We start from the raw sequence: 18,386 nt of genomic DNA on the forward strand, positions 1-18,386 counted from the left end.
ATTTTTGATTAAATCAAAAATCATAGTTCGCATTTTCTTAGTTAGAAGCTAGAAAATAATAGTTAATTCCCAGCCTCCCCCTCTTTATTTTCCAATTTTAACTACTTTTCATTCACCATATTTACAAAATCACCTAATACTTTATTTAACATCTTTGCCGTTGTATGGTCAGTCAGGCGGTCATGCTGGTCAAAAATCTGTTGGACATTGCCCACAGTAACGAACGCATTCATTACATCCATGCCAGTGTAACGAAGTAACTGCTGAATATGGGCGTTCGCGTTGGCACCTCCCCGGGCCCCCGACGAGTCCGTAATCACTAAGGCTGGTTTGTGGTAAATATGGGGTTGCGGCGATGGAACAGATAGGATATCAATTGCGTTCTTTAAGCCACCAGGAATTGAAAAGTTATATTCCTGGGTGACAAAGAGCAACGCATCCATCTTATCTACAACTTCCCGAAAGACCTGCCATTCCAGCGGTGGTTCCTTTTCAAGATCTGGATTGTATAGCGGCAAGATATCATAGTTTATTTGGATGAAATTCGCTTTTGAGGACTGCCCTATTAAGTAGTTGGCCAGTTTCTGACTGTACGAATATTTACTCAAGCTCCCCACTAACACACCAATATTAGCCATTACTATCACGTCCTTTTATACTATTATTCATTCTAATTGACGGTTATAATAATATATTCTTGCTAAATTTGCCTCTCCTACACCTATTTTTGTAAGGCTCAGATTATGCGGGACATTAAGGATAATTTGACTACCTTGAGGAAGGCACAAAGATACAAACGTCTTTATAACCCACCCATGAGTAACAACTAAAATACGATCATTAGGATACTTTTTCGAAACCGAACTAATAAAATCAGCTATTCTTAGCCTAGCATGTTTAAAACTCTCGCCTTGACTAATAGCACTAGACGTCGACTTCAAATCATTCGTCGCTTGATCAAAATGCTCGGTATATTTAGTCTTTAAAGTCTTTATTTTTTGCCCATTCCAATTACCATAAGATATTTCAGATAATCGTGAATCAATCGAAAATGGCATATTATTACTCTGGCAAATTATCTGACTTGTTGCAATAGCTCTCGCTAAGGGACTAGTGAACACCTTATCAATCTCATATTCTTGGAGTAATTTTTTATATTTACTGGCTTCTCTTTGACCACGAATTGTTAATTTGGTGATCTCACTATTTAATGTTCCCTGCATTATGTTTAACTTATTCGCATATGTTTCACCATGACGAATTAAATAAAACACTGACATCCCTAAATCCCACCTAATTCATAAATTTTTTACGAAGCTTTTTAACCATGTTATGAGTAACTTCTAATTGACTGTAAATGTAGTTAGAAAAGTCCCCAAATTCATTGCCTATAGTTGACGTTATTTTATCATAGTATTGCGCATTTACAGTTGAAAGATTAAAAATTGTTTTGAGCATCTTACCATTTGCTCCATCACATTTTGCTTCGTTTAAACGATTATTAATGTGTAATGCTGAAAAACGGTTAGTCATTAAATAATCATCTTTAATAACCGAATTAGGTATTCCGAGTACCTTTAATAGGAGAATAACCGCAACCCCTGTTCGATCTTTTCCAGTAGCACAATGGATCAAAATCCCTCCATTACTTTCAGCTAATATGGTGAAAATATCTCGATACGCTTGTTGCGCTTGCTTTTGTGTAACAAGCAGATTGTATACTTCTAACATATGTTTTATACCATATTCAGACTTCGCGTTTTGGGAAAGGTCTGCTATTTTAGTCATACTATTTGTTAAATTCTCATTTAATACTGGTACTCGTAAGTAATTAATGCCTCGCAGATACCGATCAGGGTATCTTATTATTTCTGCATCCGACCTTAAATCAATTATTGTTCGAATACCATAATCAAACAACAATTGCTGATCCTGAGCCGACAAATCAGACAGGTAAGCGGCCCGTACTAATTTATGCCACTTTATCCTCGCACCCCGCTTATCCATATAACCGCCAATATCACGGAAATTAAACCCGTTAGAAATATTTAGTTCCCGTTTGTTTTTCATTCACATCACTTCAATTCATTACTGTAATCAGTTATCAAAGCGGTCAATTATTCCAATGATTGAGCAGTCACTTACACTCTTTTTCCCAGGCTGATCACCGATATCTGCAATCCGAGCTCCCGCTCCTCTTGCAATTAATACATACTCACCGATTCCAGCACCAACAGTATCAATTGCTACTTCTTCGTGACGAACGTTTTTTTGATCACTGTTAATTGGCTGAACAATCATTAACTTTTTACCAACCAAAGCGTCATCTTTTTGTGTAGATACAATGCTCCCAACTACTTTTGCCATGTACATTTAATTATCACACCCTTCATTTTTAATATATTTTCTTAACAAAAAAGGCAGGATCCTATATCCTGCCCCTTTTAGATATAGAGAAAATCACTCAAGGATTTTTTTAACTTGATCTATCCCTCTATTTTCTTTGGATGAAACAAACAAAACATCACTGGCCCCAGATGTCACTAACTGTTTTCTAGCGTAATCCAGCTTTTCTTGGTCATCTACAAGATCAATTTTAGTAACTATTCCAATAATCGGCTTAGAAAACATACTCCCAAAGCCGGGCGCAAACGTCTGGCGCGTTTCAGTGGCACTTTGGAGAAGAAAAACTACATCAACATCACTTGCAGAAACAGAAAGTGCACTATACAGTCTACGATTATCTGTAAATTCACCAGGTGTATCTATTAATGAATTTTCAGCATAAAATTGAACAGCTTGTGTCTTTTCGTACTTAACCGTTTCATTTAGTATTCTCTGACATAATGTTGTTTTACCGCATCCCACTGATCCAATAAAGATTGCTTTTTTCATATATCAATCACCTGGATTATCATACATTGCAATTCCTAGAGGCGTAACATATTGCGGATATTTAGGTTTGACCACATCTACCTTCAAGACTTTTGAAAAAGCTTTTTCAAATTCTTTGAAATTAGTAGATCCACCAACTACATAAACTGGTAAAACAACTTTACCGTCAAAAGCATTCATTGCAATAGTTGCCATCTTTTCAATTACCGGTCGAACAACAGGAAACACTTCATTTTCCTTGTCCTTATTCCGTTTCATTAATTCTGCCTTTTCATATGGCATATGATGGTAACCTGCTAAGACAAGCGTCATATGTGTACCACCTGTTGGTTCATCAATAGATTTAATCAATTTTCCTTGGTTAAAAATACTTAATCCGGTTGTTCCACCACCGATATCTACAACAGTTCCCTCACTTATATGAAGAAATTGGCCTGCTGCAGTTGGTTCATCAACAATTTTGGTGCATTCCATGCCAGCTGCTTCAATTACATTTGAAACAATTTTAGCACTACCTTCTCCTGTGCCGGGTGGAATTGCGCCACATGCAGTGGTTAACTCTCTTTCCAAAACACCTTCAGCTTTCTCTTTTAATCGTTGAAGAATACTTACAGATTCAAGATAATTAACTACTATTCCATCCTGAACAGCATTAGCATACTCATAAGCACCATAAATTGGATTATTATCTTTATCAAGAATAGTTATTACTATCGATGAAGTTCCTAAATCAACACCAACTTTTAACTTCTCAGCAGCGGTTACTTGTCTAATTGCCTTTGAACTATTAACCACCTTGGCAAAAGAAACTAAGGCCCCATTGACCTTCTTCATATCAACGTTCATTTTAAAGCTCCATTATCTTATGTCCTAGTAATTGGTGGTACAGAGAATTGCAAAACATCTTTTAGCTGTGAAGTTACTTTTTTCAGCGCTTCTTGAACATCTGAGACTTCACCGCAAATAACCACTGATCCACTGAATCGATCCAGAAAGCCTAATGAAACATCACTGGCTTTAGTGGCGATATCGCTGGCAATAATTGAAGCTTCACTAGGCGTTATTGTTAAAATCCCCAATGCATTATTATCTTCATCAATTCCCAGCTTCCGAAAAATATCTTTTTCCGGATTAGCAATAATATGAGCTAAGGTCACCTGCTTCCCCGGCACATACTCTTGAATCATTCTTTTCGGTAAATCACTTTTTGAATTTTGCACAATCTCACCAACTTTTTATTTCTGGTTTTCCCAATCCGCTGGATAAGTAATATAGACGAATCTTGCATACTTAGGAGCTGAGAACTTAATCTGACTTCCTTTAGGGATCAAAATCATTTGACCCTTATGTGCAGTAGCAGTTCCGTGTTTACCAATAACCTGTAATTCACCATCAATCACATAATCAACTTCATCATAGTTTAAAGTCCAATCAAAGGTGCTTTCCTTCATGACCATTAATCCTGCACCGAGCCGCGGACTTTCATCTAAGCTAAAGAAGTCTTTTGTGTAAACTTCATCACTCGGATTTCCAGTATCCATCTTGTCATCTTTGGTAACATTCCAGAAAGGCACATTAACGGAAATCAAGCCATCAGGAGTAGTACTCTTCCCCGCATTATCCTTTGAACCTAATTGCTCTAAAATAATGCTTTTAATTAATTTTTGTAATTCTTCTTGGTTCATTTCCATGTTCTCTCAACTCCTATTTTGCTTTTTTCTTTAACATCCGGTCGGCAATAAACATTGCGACAAAGATAGCTGTAATACCAGCAACTAACTTTCCGACAATCATTGGGAAAATCATGGTTTTGGCAACACCAGCAACAAACCCTAAGTGGTCACCAAAGACAAAGGCAGCTGATACGGCAAAAGCAACGTTAATGACTTTACCTCGGTCATCCATATCTTTCATCATTTCAAACATTGGAATATTGTTAGCAAGGGAGGCAATCAAGCCAGCAGCGGCAACATCATTCATTCCCATAACCTTACCTAACTTCATCAAAGGCTTCTTAAAGACCTTAGTAATTACGTAAACAAGAGTAAATGCCCCTGAAAGAGTTAAGGCAATACCACCAACAGTTTGAATAGCAGGTTGAACATTATCCATCCCTGGCAAAAGCTTCTTACCGACCATTGATTGGACAGCACCTAAAGCTAAACCAAAAGTACCAACCCAAACAATAAATTTACCAAAGCCGGCGAATCCTTTAATCATCTTTTCTGGAATTCTCCATAAGCCCAGAGCTATCAATAAAGCGAATAAGATAATTGGAACAAGGTTCTTTAAAACCATCATCAGCGGCATTCCCATTACTAAACCACCAACAAAACATCCAATTGGAATTGTAATCATTCCAGCTAAAACACCCATGGCTAGGAATCGATGGTCTTCCTTACGAATAAGTCCTAATGCAACCGGAATAGTAAATACAATAGTAGGTCCCATCATCGATCCTAGAATAACAGCGGCGAACATTCCCGCTTGACTATTCAGAGCCATCTGTTGAGCTAGTTGGTATCCCCCCATGTCAATGGCAATCAAACTAGTTGCAAACATTGATGGATCGGCACCTAAAAACTTATAAACTGGAACAACAATTGGAGAAAGCAATTTAGCAATGATTGGTGCTAAAATCATGATCCCAACCATTGATAATGCCAAGTCCCCCATGGCATTGATACCTTCTTCAAACTTAGCACCCAAGCCAAATTTGTTATTAAAGCATCTATCTAAGGCACCTAATGCCATAAATACAACCATAATATACATAATAATTTCATTAATACTCATGTCCATCGCCTCTTTTAGCTATCCATTCTTTTGCTAAATCAGTCGGAACTTCAAACCTATTTAATAAGTCCATCCCTTTATTCGATCTTTTTTGAATTTCTCCTAAGGTGACAAAATGTTTTGGAATTTTTATCTGTCGTTGTCTTTTTACAATTGAAATATTTTCCTTTAATTCTTGTCTAGTTGAAATAAATGAAACCCCATACTTCTTTACTTCACCAAGAGAGTGCTCAATTTTTTTATAAACTGCATACCTTTGTTCTTTACGCTGTTTTAAATAGTCACCTTCACTTTTAACAACCCACACTGGTAATCCTTTAACTATATAATCAAGTACTTTTCTACACCTGCTGTTAATCGCTACAAGGTTGGAAATAGCCAACATGTCATTTAATGATAGTCTAGATAAACAAAGCAGGATAGCGCTGCTATCCTGCTTTGCACTTGATTGACATTTGAAATCAGCTGAAACCATATTCTGAAACCATGTAGGATACAACTTCCAATCATCGTTAGAATCGATAACTAATTTATTAGAATCTAACTCTGCTAGTACTTGATCTGTGACTTTTTGAATAAGTTTTTCTAATTCAGCAGATCTCATATCCATCAGTCCTGTTTTCCTTATAAACCTAGCCAAGCTCGCTACTATATAAAGAATATTACCAATTTTAGGAGACTACCCTTTATCTTCTTTGGCATTTACCCCTAAAATATCAGCGGTCCACTTTTGAATTTCATTTTGCCATTCAACAATATCCTTTACACTATCGAGACTATTAAGATCAGGATAGAAATTTTTAATAGCTCTCAAAGACATTGCAATCTTAACAACAAGAGTTTGACTTTGATTTAACAAACATACAATTTCATCATCTAAATTATCAAAATTAAATTTGGAAATATCAATTTTATCTAGTATTTTGGCGTTTTCATATTCATAAAAGTTTGCCGCCAAGATACCATTAACAAATCGGACAATTAATTGAACATCAGATGAATGTTTATCATAATTTGCACAAAGCCCAAAAGCTTTAATCAATATAATAGTTTGCTCTTTTAACTGGTTTTTTAACCTCAATATTGGTATTTGAAGCTTATCTAAATGCTCAAAGTCAATATTCAAAGAGATCAAGTTACTCGTAAATAGCGGTTGCTTTTGTACAACCCTCTCATTTTTACTAAATTTCTTATCTACATCACTTATCTTGATTTGACGATCTATCAAAAAGCTTCTTGCAGATGGTGTTAGAATAGTACCTCTTGGTAAGAGAAAAGATTGATGTTTGTCAAGCTTACCATCTTTAACTAATTCTCTAACATCACTTTCTGTTATTAACTTTCCCAAGAGGCACCTCCTTTCACAGTAATAAAATCAGTAACTATTCTAAATTCTATTCATTGTCATTTGAGCCATTTAGTTGAGGTAAGATTGCGTTAACTTCACTGTGTGGACGTGGGATTACCCATACTGATACAAGTTCACCAGCTTTTTCACAAGCAGAGGCACCAGCATCTGTAGCGGCCTTTACGGCACCAACATCACCGCGTACCATTACGGTTACCAAACCTGCACCGATCTTTTCTTCACCAATAAGGGTTACATTAGCAGCCTTTACCATTGCATCAGCAGCTTCAATTGCACCAACAAGACCCTTGCTTTCAACCATACCTAAAGCGTTTGTGTTTGACATAATGAATTCCTCCTAAATAATTTAATGTCTAACTTCACTCAATACTTGTTTAACAATAGCTTCAATAAGTTCTCTAGACACGCCAACATTGGAATCAGCGTCTATTTCCTTAATCTCTGCCTTTATATCTTCCAAGTTACGTACACCAACTGCTTCTCTCCTGATATTCACAAGATTCAGTGGAGAAACATTGTCTGACGTTGAACTACCTCCTATAGCACCACATCCTAACGTTAGAGCTGGGTTAAGGTTAACCGTTGCACCAATTCCTCCAAGGGATCCCGGCGAATTAACTAATATCCTGGAGGCGAGAACATTTTCACCATACTTTGCAACGATTCCTTTGTTCTCTGAATGAATCATCGCAGTATGTCCGGCACCTTCGACCTGCAGTAGTTTATTTGCGGTTTTGATTGCCTCATCCTCGTTTTGAACGACATAGAACGTTAATATTGGTGCCAACTTTTCCCTGGAATATGGATTCTTAGCGTTAATATTATTAAGATTGTCTTCCGCAACCAGTAATTTTGCATTTGACGGTATATCTATTTGCGCTAATTTGGCTATCTTCTGAGCAGTTTTACCAACGATTAACGGGTTCATAGTTCCATTGCTTCGCATGATATACTTCGAAACTTTTACCGTTTCTTCTTTACTCATAAAGTAACCGCCAGCTTCTTGGAAGGCTTTCTTTACAAGCGGGCTAATTACTTTGTCTACAAGAACTGATTGCTCAGAAGCACAGATAGTACCATTATCAAAGGTCTTAGAATAGATAATTCGTTGAACAGCTTTTTGAACATTCGCACTTTTTTCAATAAATGCTGGGCCATTACCTGGTCCTACACCAAGTGCTGGTGTCCCTGACGAATAAGCTGCACGAACCATTTTAGTTCCACCGGTTGCTAAAATTAACTTTGTACCTTTATTACCCATAAGCTCATTGGTAGCAGCAATCGTTAACTCTTCCATGCTTGATACTAAATCTACAGGTACACCGATTTTAGCTAACGTTTCTCTTATGATATTGACAGCTTCCAAAATACACTTTTTAGCATTTGGATGGGGGGAAAAGATAATTGCATTTCCTGATTTTAAGGAAATGATTGTCTTATAAAAGACAGATGACGTAGGATTAGTTGATGGAATAAGTCCTGCAACTACACCAACTGGTTCAGCAATATCAATAACTTTGTCTTTATAATCTTCATTAATTACACCTATCGTCTTGGTTCCCTTATAACGATCGTTCACCATTTTAGATGCAAAAATATTTTTTATAACCTTATCGTCAATATTACCAAAGCCAGTTTCTGCATTAGCATGGGCAGCTAACTTTTTACTGTTAGCTACACCAGCATCTGCAATTGCTTGACAAACCTCATCAACTTTTTTCTGATTATATTTCCGATAAATTGCTTGAGCTTTCTCAGCGGCATCAATCAGATCGCGAACTTTTTGAATTGAAACTAAATCGCGGTCTCTTAAACTCATTCGTTACGTCTCCTCTCGATGTCACTTAAGATTGCCTTAATCAGGCTATTCTTGCTTCCCCTCTTAATTTGGGTTTTACTCATCATCTGCAGATTCATTTGATAAGCCTGACGACGTAATTCAGTTACTTTCATCTTTTCAAGCTCTTCTTTGCTTATAATCCAGTCAGGCTTTAAAGTATCCTTAGTTTTTTGGTCATTATCACTAGCTGTAGCTGTGTTGGCCTTACTTACATCTGCTGATGAGGGGTTCTCTTCAATTTCACCCGATTTCTGCTCTTCCGTAGGTCCTTTAGGAGGCGTCGTCATTTCATCAACCTGGCCATCTAACCGAGAAATGACATGTTGAGAAATTAAGCATCCTAGTTGGTCAATGCTTGATACCCCGGCATCCACACTCGCATTAACTGCAGATACATCTCCCCGGAGTAAAACAGTTACTAACCCACCAGATGTAATTTGAACATCTTGAAGGTTTACATCAGCTGCTTTTAATGCGGCATCTGCTGCTACAACTGCTCCTAAGAAACCACGGACTTCAATCATTCCTAAACTTTCGACCGACATTTCTTATCACACCCTTTAAATTAATGGTGTTTCAGCAATTTGCTTAACGGCAGTAGCAAATGCATCACAAGCAGCATTACATGCTGATTGGGAACCGATTAGCAGCCCACCACCGAAGTTAGTTTCCGAAGGCGGCCCATATAATGTCCCCATTTGTACATCAGCTGCCTTTAGTGCAGCATCCATTGCATAAACAGATTCCAACGGTGGTGCAATGAGGTAGGCAATTGCGTTACCTTCACGGCATCCCGCAATCTTTGAAAGATAACTTCCAGTTCTTGAAACTGTATGTGCAAAGTACACAATACTATCGTCGTCATTCGCACTAATAAAGTGAGCTTCATTTTCGATAACTTGAACACATCGATTCAAGCCACTCTTTACTTCTGCGGGATTTGGTCCACCAAGAATACCAATTACTTCACCGGCTAACTTAGTATTAGCATTGTCAGCCCCGGCATACATACTCTTACCGTAAACGACTTTAACATCGGCTGCCTTAGTTGCTTCATCCAAAGCAACATAAGTAACATCATCACAATCTGCTGTGATTAAGCCCAGACTCTTTACATCTGATGATAGATTTAATGACTTAGCAAGTTCCTCATCAACGTTAGGAATTAGTCTTGTACTCAATACATTGGATTGAATTTGATCATTTTTCATCTCCTAAGACTCCTCCCTAATTACTTTGAGCGTTTTCAATTTCCTTAAGTTCGATACCAGACTTCTTGTTCTTAAGAATCTTATTAAGCATTTCAGCGATGTACGCACCAGCTTCAACTGCAGGCATTCCGCCATCGTGAATGTTCGAAATAACCGTCCGGTTAGCCTCTGGCATATCAACTGTTGGCTTGTAGGCAATGTATGCACTCATCGACTTTGCCGTTACTAGACCTGGACGTTCACCGACCAGCATACATACAACATCAGCATCAGTAATTTCACCAATCTGGTCTTCAATACCTACACGAGCATACTTAACAAAAATAACATCCTTATCTTCAAAGTCTAATCCGTAAGACTTAAGACCGGTCTTAATAGCAGGAAGAATATCTGGAACATTTGCTTCAATAGCAGTTGAGCTTAATCCATCACCAACAACCATTTGAATCTTAGGATGCATCGTAACGTTATCCTTGATCTTCTTTACCATATCATCATTAAACTTACGTCCATGATCAGGCCGGGTTAGGTAATCCTGCTTAGAAGTACATTCAGTCTGTGTTTCTAAGAAACCTAACTTCTTTGGTAATTCAGGGTTAACGTCATTAAAGACAGCATCTTGAGCAGCAGCATGGTCTGCTTGGAACCGTAAAACAGAAGCGGTCTTATAACGAACACCAGTCCGCCACATTCCTAGACGTGCTGGGGTATAGGACTTTAATTTAAGGTAGCCCTTCTTGTCGTGTGGATGTGGTACTAAGAATTGTTTTTTAATATCAATCTTAGTAATGTCAGGCAATACTTTGTCTTGTTCAATTTCAGAACTTGTTGAAGTCGTATCGTTAGATAAGCTTTCATTTACAGAATCTTGATTATTGGTATTCTGTTCATTAGACATATTTTCCAAGATATTTTGAATCATATCTTTAATTTGTTGCTCATTCATTTTTCCACCCTCTTTGTACTAGTCTAAAAAGATTGAAGCGTCGCCATAACGAGAAGTAAAGTTACCCTTATCGTCAATTAAGTCCATCTTTCTCATCCAATCTTCAAATTCCTTAATTGGGTGGTATCCGAAAATACGACGAACAGTTGCGGTTTCTTGCCAACCAGTACATTGATAGTTAAGCATTACATCATCAGCATGTGGAACACCCATAATGTAGTTACACCCGGCAGCACCTAGCAGCATTGTTAGGTTTTCAGCATCATTTTGATCAGCTTTCATATGGTTGGTGTAGCAAGCATCACAACCCATTGAGATACCTTGAAGCTTACCCATAAAGTGATCTTCAAGTCCGGCCCGAATAACTTGTTTAGAATCGTATAAGTATTCTGGGCCAATGAAACCAACAACGGTGTTAACAATATATGGATCAAACTTCTTTGCAAATCCATAACAACGTGATTCCATTGTCAATTCATCAGCGCCGAAGTTAGCGTTTGAAGATAATTCGGAACCCTCACCAGTTTCGAAGTACATGCAATTAGGTCCTGGTGTCTGCCCTTGATGTAATCCTAGTTCACGGGCTTCGCTTAACATGTCTGCATTAACACCAAATGCCTTGTTACCCTTTTCTGATCCAGCAATTGATTGGAAAATCAAACCAGCGGGTGCACCACGACGTACAGCTTCCATTTGAGTTGTAACGTGAGCTAAGACTGCACATTGAGTTGGAATATCCCACTTTGAGCGGAATTCTTCAAACTTGTTCAAGATCTTAATAACACTCTCAACAGAATCATCATTAGGGTTTAGACCAATAACGGCATCCCCAATTCCCATACTCAAGCCTTCCATGGTTGTTGCCATGATCCCATCAATATCATCGGTAGGGTGGTTTGGTTGTAGCCGAGATGAGAATGTTCCTGGACGACCGATTGTTGTATTAGCAGTCTTTTCAACAATGATCTTCCGTGCACCAACAACTAAGTCCATATTGGTCATAATCTTTGCAACAGCAGCGGCCATTTCAGAAGTCAACCCGCGACGAACACGCTTAATATCTTCGTTAGTTGTCTTATCGCTAAGAATCCATTCACGTAAATCAGAAACGGTCCAGTTCTTAATTTCATTGAAGATACGCTTATTTACGCTATCAATAATAATCCTAGTAACTTCATCCTCATCGTATGGAACAACTGGATTATTATAAATATCATTCAATGTTAAGTGACTTAATACTTCACGCGCTGCAACACGTTCCTTAGCGTCTTTAGCAGCTACACCAGCTAACACATCCCCAGACTTAGGTTCGTTAGCCTTCGCTAAAACTTCTTTTACTGATTTGAAATCATACTGTTTATCAAACAGCTTAACGCTTAAAATCATTTCATTGCCTCCTCTTAATAACTAACCAAATACCAAAGTCTTCACAATAACAGGTAGTACTTCGCCACCTGCCACTGGTTCACCTAAGTCAATATAGTCGCCATTTTCGACTTTCACACTATCAATACAAATAAATGGATAACCCTTAGGCAATTTCGAGTAAATATTGTGTCCCAAGGCTTTTGCCATGTCCTCAGTGACAATTACAATAAGTGGTTTGCTCTCATCCATTAGTTCTTTTGCACCAGCAATTATTGCATCAGCATAGTCAATAATGTCTGCATACTTAGGATTTCTTAAACCATTTACTGCTAGGGCAACATTGTTCAACTCATTATTGGTTTTGTACCACTTTATACGCCGCTCAATGCTGTCCCTCAATGAATCCTTCCCGGCATTCTCTTCGTGTTTTGAAACTTTAAGAATTGGTAGGTTTCTAATTGGTAAAAGGCTTTTGGAATATTCAATAGTGCTACCAGTAACGTCAGTTGTATGCGAACCAGCTCCGACAACGGTTGCCCGAATTGTTTCTGCTGATGGATAAATCTTCTTCTCTTTGAAAATCGGAGAGTTCTTCAATGCTCCACCTAAAAGGACACCAATATCATCATATTCAAATGGATTATCGTGTTTCTTATAGATACAGTCTGCAACCCCACCAGAGAACGTGACACCGTCTATTTGGTCAGTATTCTTTAACGCATGATTTGTTATAAACAAATCAAAGTACTTACTCTTGGAGCCAAGACCTATAGTATTATTAATGATCAAACATAGTTCATTAACTAACGGTGCTAGGTCTTTCTCGCTTGTTACTTGCCCAACTTTTATGTTAAGTCCTTTGTCATCAATAATTTTTTGTGCCTTTTTTGAGATATAAGTTACTTTCCTATTTGGATCAAGCTTTACAATTCTTCCCCCGACATCAAAACATGCCGTATCGATAACATCGTCATCATCAAAGAGGCCTAAATTACTAGTTCCTCCACCAACATCGATATTAACGACATTTTTCAAATATTTTTTTGCCAGTCTATTAGTACCAGCACCTTTACCGGCAATAACACTTTCCAAATCAGGACCAGCTGTTGCAACTACAAAGTCACCAGCATAGTCACTTAAAGCTTGGGTAACGGCACTTGAATTCTTCTTTCGTGCCGTTTCACCAGTTATGATAACGGCACCCATTTGAATTTCATTTTTATTAATGCCGGCCTTCTTATATTCCGCAGCAACAAATTGTTTAATTTTTTCAGCATCTATTTCATCTTGAGATACCAGAGGAGTAAAAATTATTTTGCTGCGATAAATTATTTCCTTTTTGGAAATATTAATTCGCGGAACTGAGAAAGCGGACGCAAAGTTCTTAACAGTTAGTCGCGCAAGCACTAGCTGTGTAGTAGAAGTTCCTAGATCGATCCCTACACTTAAAATATGTGTATCATCCATAGGCGTTACCTTCTTACTCTACAGCTAAAAGCTCTTGTTCATAATGTTAAGCATATCTTCAGCTTTAGCCTCAATTGGGTTGGATACTGTATCAGCATCTTGAACGGCTGCCTTAGCAATACCCTCCTTTTCGCTATCAAATGTATCCTTGCTAATGCCATACTCACTAAAGGATGCAGGCATCTTTAAGTCTTTCCGTAATTTAATAATGGCCTTAATCAGATTTCTTACTGCAATATTAGGATTTACAGCAGTAATTCCGACAAGACGTGCTAAGTTAGCATACTTCTTAGCAGCCCGGTTAGGTTTTGCCATAATTCCTTTATTGAGTTCAGCGTTGTATGAAATTACTTCAGGCATAATAATAGTGTTCAATCTTCCATGTGGAATATGGAATTTTGCACCTGCTGCATGGGCAATACTATGATTAATACCAAGACCGGCAAGGTTAAATGCTAAACCAGCAATACATGAAGCATCATGCATCTTTTGACGTGCGTCCATGTCATCGCCATTCGCACTAACCCGTCTGATATTATTGAATACAATTTGAAATGCCTTTTCAGCAAAAGCATCTGAAAATGCATTAGCACCCTTTGATACATAGCTTTCTAAGCAGTGCGTTAATACATCCATCCCCGTATCAACAGTAATAGACTGTGGTGCGGTCTTAACTAAGTTAGCATCCAGCAATGCGATTGATGGTAAAACATCATCTGTAACTAGAGGATATTTAACTCCTTTATCAGCATCAGTAATAACCGCAAAGTTCGTTACTTCTGAACCAGTTCCACTAGTCGTTGGGATTGCAATTAGTTTAATTTCTTTCCCATCGTGGGTCTTTTGCCAGAAAAACTTCATTCCCTTTGTAGCATCGATAGCAGAACCACCACCGACTGCAATTAATAAGTCGGCACCAAAATCATTAATTTGTTCGATTCCCTTAACGATTTGATCAATTGGTGGATCAGGCTGAATATCAGAGAATACTTTCACATCATTATTTACATTAACCTTATCCTCAATCTGCTTAATTGCACCAGACTTAACCATGAAAGGATCAGTTACCAAAAAGACCTTGTGTCCCTTTATGCTTTTTAAGCCATCAAGTGCATTGGACCCTGTCCAGATTTGAGGCTTAAATTGAATCTTCTTCAAAATCTCATACCTCCTCAACAATCGTTACTTTTCCGGATTCTAGCCATCACCACACCACCTTAATAATGTAATAACAAAGACGTATTAGTCATTTTTGCCTTGTACGCCTATTATGCTAACGCTTTCAATTTTTTGAAAAAAGTATTATTTTTCACAATTTGTTGAGTAAACAATTTACATTTGTTCAAGATATTACAATCTTTTTTTTCGAGCTTATGTTAAAATTTAAATGCTTTGACGTTATTAGTTTTTTTGCTGGACTAATTGCGTCTTTTTTTATGGAGGTAGATCTTTTATGAAACTCTATACTGGTATTGGTGATAAGGGTATGACCAAGTTAATTGGTGGTGCCTACGTAAGCAAAGATTCTGACAGAGTAAAGGCATACGGTACTACCGATGAGTTAAATTCATATGTTGGTGTCGCTATTGCACGGCTAAGCAACAATGATAAATTCAGTGACTTGGTAAAAAGCTTAATTCATATTCAAAGCTGCATATTTGATTTAGGAACTGATATTGCCAACCCAGAAACTAACAGCAATAATCTTAGATTTAACAAGGACAACATTAAATGGATTGAAAAAGAAATCGATCGTTATCAAAACGAGCCGCCGGCAATAAAACGATTCTTATTGCCTGGTGGTTCTGAAACAAGTGCAATTCTACAAGTATGTAGGACTGTTACTCGCCGAGCTGAACGTTGTCTGGTTACTCTTTCTTGGAATAGCGACGTTCCGAACGACATAGAAGTATTTATAAATCGACTTTCTGATTATTTCTATGCAATTGCAAGGGTGGTTAATTACCGTCTTGGGATTAAGGAAAACTTCTATGAAAACGGAAATGAGGTATTCCACTAAAAATCGACTGTTTTGGAGTAATCAATATTTAACTAAGCAAATTCATATTAGTAAGTAGGAAGCTGTTATGGATGATAAAATTTTCAAACTGATTAGTAACATATCAACTTTGGTAACATTTGATATTTCATTTATAAAGGTTAACCACACATTCATAGGTGACGACTCAAATTTTACTTATTTCCAGCAAAATCTTTCTCATAATTCAGAACAATTGAACAAATTACTAATCTTTCCTTTTACAATCAATGATCATCTAAAGGGCCATTTTATTGTAAAAGCTAAGAACCTTTTTGCTAAGGAACAGGTTGATTTAATTAAGTCCTTTTTACGAGCAAGTTCCAGTGCAGTCACTAGCGAGGGGCAACATGTAAGTGTTTTATATCCACTTGCTGATCAAGAACTAAGGGACTTTTTATTCATACTAAGAAACACTAAATTTTCAAAAGGAGAGGGGTCTACCCCCCCCCAGAAATTTATACAGCTGCCTACTAAATCAATTATTAACATTGAAAATGCCCTATCATATATTAACCAAAACTTATCAAAATCACTAAGTCTAGACAACGTTTCAAAGGCAGTATATATATCGCCAGCTTACTTAAGTCGACTGTTTAAAAATGTCTTGAATATCAACTTTATCGACTACGTCAATATTTCAAAAATGAACGTCGCTCAAGAAAAACTAATCATGACACAAATTCCAATTATTGATTTGTCGAATGATTTGGGTTTTACTCAAGCAAGCTATTTTACTAAGACTTTTAAAAAGTGGACTGGCCTAACCCCATCTAGCTATAGGATTAAAAATAAGAATATCAAGCAAGTATATACAATTCCACGAACCGCTAGTTGGATGAACAATGAAAGTATTTTTACTATTTCAAAAGAATATTTTCATCAACAGCATCTTCCTATTAAAACCAGGAAAATCGAATCTGAAGACTACATTTCTTCAATTAATGGGCTTGAAGAAAACTTAAATCAAGAAAATGGCTGGATATACACAGTTGATTGTTTCCGTCCTTCCGTTTCTTCTAACCAATTAAGTGTTAAAAATAAGTCCGTTATTCAATGGTTATACGTAAGTAACAATTAATTGACACCATTACTGCGAATAATTTGCACACCATTTAACAAAAAATCGATTTATTACTATTTGATGAGTCGTATTTTACAAAATAAATTTGCATAATTCCCATGACTTTTTATTTAAATTCATAAATTATATAAATCTTTCACAAAGAATAGAGGTAAAACAAATGACTGAAATGAATATTAACCCAGATTTAGTAAAAGAAATCGTCGGACAAGTACTTTCTGAATCACAGTTTGGTTCAACTAATAGCAATAAAAAGATCTTTGCGTTCAGTATTCGAAAGGATGAGGAACCCTACGTTAAGGAATGGGCTAGTCAACACCCTGACGTTCAGGTTGAATACACCAGTGAACTGCTAACACCTGAAACGGCTAAGAAGGCGAAGGGGGCTGACGGGGTTGTTGTTTACCAACAATTAGACTACACTGCTGATACTCTCCAAGCCTTAGCTAACGAAGGTATTACCAAGATGTCTCTTCGAAATGTCGGTGTTGATAACATTGACATGGCCAAGGCTAAGGAACTTGGTTTTGAAATTACCAACGTTCCTGTTTACTCACCAAACGCCATTGCCGAACATGCGGCAATTCAAACTGCCCGGATTCTTCGGCAAACTAAGGTAATGGACGAAAAGGTTGCTAATGGTGACCTTCGTTGGGCCCCAACAATTGGTCGGGAAGTTCGTGATCAAACCGTTGGTGTTATCGGAACTGGGCACATCGGCCGGGTCTACATGCAAATTATGGAAGGCTTCGGTGCTAAGGTCATTGCCTATGACCCATTCGAAAATCCTGAATTGAAGAAGCAAGGCTACTACGTTGACAGTCTTAATGACCTCTATGCTCAAGCAGACGTTATCTCACTCCACGTTCCAGCTACTAAGGAAAACTTCCACATGATTAACCAGGACACCATTGCCAAGATGAAGGACAACGTGGTACTTGTTAACTGCTCACGTGGGGCCTTAGTCGATACGGATGCCGTTATTGCTGGCCTTGACAGTGGTAAGATCTTTGGATTTGTTATGGATACTTATGAAGACGAAGTTGGCATCTTTAACGCTGATTGGCGGGGCAAGCAATTCCCTGACGACCGGCTTGAAGACTTGATCCACCGTTCCAACGTCTTAGTAACTCCACACACTGCCTTCTACACTACCCATGCCGTCCGCAACATGGTTATTAAGGCCTTTGATAACAACTGTGAGTTAATTAATGGTAAACCAGCTGACACACCGGTTAAGGTTGGTTAATAATTCTTAAGATAAAAACAAAAGGGGAATAAGATAGAATTAGTAAGCTAGTTCGTTTTCAAACCCCCGCAAGTATAAAGAGGGCTCTAGTGTTCGGAAAAAACCGAACGCTAGAGCCCTCTT

22 protein-coding genes are annotated in these 18,386 nt (G+C 37.7%); 3 read left to right on the forward strand and 19 right to left on the reverse strand.

Going from position 1 to position 18,386, the window contains the following annotated elements:
* Nucleotides 1–101: 101 nt before the first annotated feature.
* The 19 genes from QOS01_RS07430 to QOS01_RS07520 all read right to left on the reverse strand — a co-directional run bounded on the left by QOS01_RS07430 (nt 102) and on the right by QOS01_RS07520 (nt 15,050).
* Nucleotides 102–638, reverse strand: a complete 537-nt coding sequence (locus QOS01_RS07430) for an NADPH-dependent FMN reductase (RefSeq protein ID WP_261313258.1) — start codon at nt 636–638, stop codon at nt 102–104.
* A 27-nt stretch (nt 639–665) separates the two neighbouring features.
* Complete coding sequence (locus tag QOS01_RS07435; protein ID WP_283621784.1) at nt 666–1,280, reverse strand: histidine phosphatase family protein; 615 nt, start codon at nt 1,278–1,280, stop codon at nt 666–668.
* A 13-nt stretch (nt 1,281–1,293) separates the two neighbouring features.
* Nucleotides 1,294–2,070 (reverse strand): tyrosine-protein phosphatase, encoded by a 777-nt coding sequence (locus tag QOS01_RS07440; protein WP_283621785.1) that lies wholly within the window; start codon nt 2,068–2,070, stop codon nt 1,294–1,296.
* 27 nt (nt 2,071–2,097) lie between these two features.
* On the reverse strand, nt 2,098–2,367 hold the full coding sequence (locus QOS01_RS07445) for a EutN/CcmL family microcompartment protein (RefSeq protein ID WP_283621820.1): 270 nt from the start codon (nt 2,365–2,367) through the stop codon (nt 2,098–2,100).
* A 93-nt stretch (nt 2,368–2,460) separates the two neighbouring features.
* Nucleotides 2,461–2,895: a EutP/PduV family microcompartment system protein gene (locus QOS01_RS07450; RefSeq protein ID WP_283621786.1), complete on the reverse strand. Its 435-nt coding sequence runs from the start codon at nt 2,893–2,895 to the stop codon at nt 2,461–2,463.
* A gap of 3 nt (nt 2,896–2,898) precedes the next feature.
* Complete coding sequence (eutJ, locus tag QOS01_RS07455) at nt 2,899–3,741, reverse strand: ethanolamine utilization protein EutJ (RefSeq protein WP_283621787.1); 843 nt, start codon at nt 3,739–3,741, stop codon at nt 2,899–2,901.
* 17 nt (nt 3,742–3,758) lie between these two features.
* Nucleotides 3,759–4,082 carry a BMC domain-containing protein gene (locus QOS01_RS07460; RefSeq protein ID WP_283621821.1) on the reverse strand — a complete coding sequence of 108 codons (324 nt, stop codon included), beginning with the start codon at nt 4,080–4,082 and terminating at the stop codon, nt 3,759–3,761.
* A 48-nt stretch (nt 4,083–4,130) separates the two neighbouring features.
* Nucleotides 4,131–4,586 (reverse strand): cupin domain-containing protein, encoded by a 456-nt coding sequence (locus tag QOS01_RS07465; RefSeq protein WP_283621788.1) that lies wholly within the window; start codon nt 4,584–4,586, stop codon nt 4,131–4,133.
* 13 nt (nt 4,587–4,599) lie between these two features.
* Entirely contained in the window at nt 4,600–5,691 is a 1,092-nt protein-coding gene (gene eutH / locus QOS01_RS07470; protein ID WP_283621789.1) for an ethanolamine utilization protein EutH, read from the reverse strand.
* Entirely contained in the window at nt 5,681–6,301 is a 621-nt protein-coding gene (locus tag QOS01_RS07475; protein ID WP_283621790.1) for a hypothetical protein, read from the reverse strand. The genes eutH and QOS01_RS07475 overlap by 11 nt, the downstream gene beginning before the upstream one ends.
* 69 nt (nt 6,302–6,370) lie before the next feature.
* Entirely contained in the window at nt 6,371–7,039 is a 669-nt protein-coding gene (locus tag QOS01_RS07480; protein WP_283621791.1) for a hypothetical protein, read from the reverse strand.
* A 46-nt stretch (nt 7,040–7,085) separates the two neighbouring features.
* A complete protein-coding gene (locus QOS01_RS07485; protein WP_283621792.1) occupies nt 7,086–7,385 on the reverse strand; it encodes a BMC domain-containing protein in 300 nt (99 codons plus the stop codon).
* Between the two features lie 21 nt (nt 7,386–7,406).
* On the reverse strand, nt 7,407–8,879 hold the full coding sequence (locus QOS01_RS07490; protein ID WP_283621793.1) for an acetaldehyde dehydrogenase (acetylating): 1,473 nt from the start codon (nt 8,877–8,879) through the stop codon (nt 7,407–7,409).
* A complete protein-coding gene (locus QOS01_RS07495; protein WP_283621794.1) occupies nt 8,876–9,445 on the reverse strand; it encodes a BMC domain-containing protein in 570 nt (189 codons plus the stop codon). The genes QOS01_RS07490 and QOS01_RS07495 overlap by 4 nt, the downstream gene beginning before the upstream one ends.
* 15 nt (nt 9,446–9,460) lie before the next feature.
* On the reverse strand, nt 9,461–10,111 hold the full coding sequence (eutL, locus tag QOS01_RS07500; protein ID WP_283621795.1) for an ethanolamine utilization microcompartment protein EutL: 651 nt from the start codon (nt 10,109–10,111) through the stop codon (nt 9,461–9,463).
* 16 nt (nt 10,112–10,127) lie between these two features.
* Nucleotides 10,128–11,057: an ethanolamine ammonia-lyase subunit EutC gene (gene eutC / locus QOS01_RS07505; RefSeq protein WP_283621796.1), complete on the reverse strand. Its 930-nt coding sequence runs from the start codon at nt 11,055–11,057 to the stop codon at nt 10,128–10,130.
* Nucleotides 11,058–11,075: 18 nt separating this feature from the next.
* Nucleotides 11,076–12,443 (reverse strand): ethanolamine ammonia-lyase subunit EutB, encoded by a 1,368-nt coding sequence (locus QOS01_RS07510; RefSeq protein WP_283621797.1) that lies wholly within the window; start codon nt 12,441–12,443, stop codon nt 11,076–11,078.
* A 21-nt stretch (nt 12,444–12,464) separates the two neighbouring features.
* The gene (gene eutA / locus QOS01_RS07515; RefSeq protein ID WP_283621798.1) at nt 12,465–13,892 is read right to left on the reverse strand and encodes an ethanolamine ammonia-lyase reactivating factor EutA; all 1,428 of its coding nucleotides are present in this window, start codon (nt 13,890–13,892) and stop codon (nt 12,465–12,467) included.
* A 24-nt stretch (nt 13,893–13,916) separates the two neighbouring features.
* Complete coding sequence (locus QOS01_RS07520) at nt 13,917–15,050, reverse strand: 1-propanol dehydrogenase PduQ (RefSeq protein WP_283621799.1); 1,134 nt, start codon at nt 15,048–15,050, stop codon at nt 13,917–13,919.
* 295 nt (nt 15,051–15,345) lie between these two features.
* Here QOS01_RS07520 and QOS01_RS07525 point away from each other — a divergent pair, with 295 nt between their 5' ends.
* From QOS01_RS07525 to QOS01_RS07535, 3 genes are all read left to right on the forward strand, one after another.
* The gene (locus QOS01_RS07525; protein ID WP_283621800.1) at nt 15,346–15,912 is read left to right on the forward strand and encodes a cob(I)yrinic acid a,c-diamide adenosyltransferase; all 567 of its coding nucleotides are present in this window, start codon (nt 15,346–15,348) and stop codon (nt 15,910–15,912) included.
* A 67-nt stretch (nt 15,913–15,979) separates the two neighbouring features.
* Nucleotides 15,980–17,011 (forward strand): helix-turn-helix domain-containing protein, encoded by a 1,032-nt coding sequence (locus QOS01_RS07530; protein ID WP_283621801.1) that lies wholly within the window; start codon nt 15,980–15,982, stop codon nt 17,009–17,011.
* A 163-nt stretch (nt 17,012–17,174) separates the two neighbouring features.
* Nucleotides 17,175–18,263 carry a D-2-hydroxyacid dehydrogenase gene (locus QOS01_RS07535; protein WP_283621802.1) on the forward strand — a complete coding sequence of 363 codons (1,089 nt, stop codon included), beginning with the start codon at nt 17,175–17,177 and terminating at the stop codon, nt 18,261–18,263.
* Nucleotides 18,264–18,386: the final 123 nt, after the last annotated feature.

Origin of the sequence: Limosilactobacillus avium (assembly GCF_947381485.1) — a bacterium.
Taxonomy (GTDB): Bacteria; Bacillota; Bacilli; order Lactobacillales; family Lactobacillaceae; genus Limosilactobacillus; species Limosilactobacillus avium.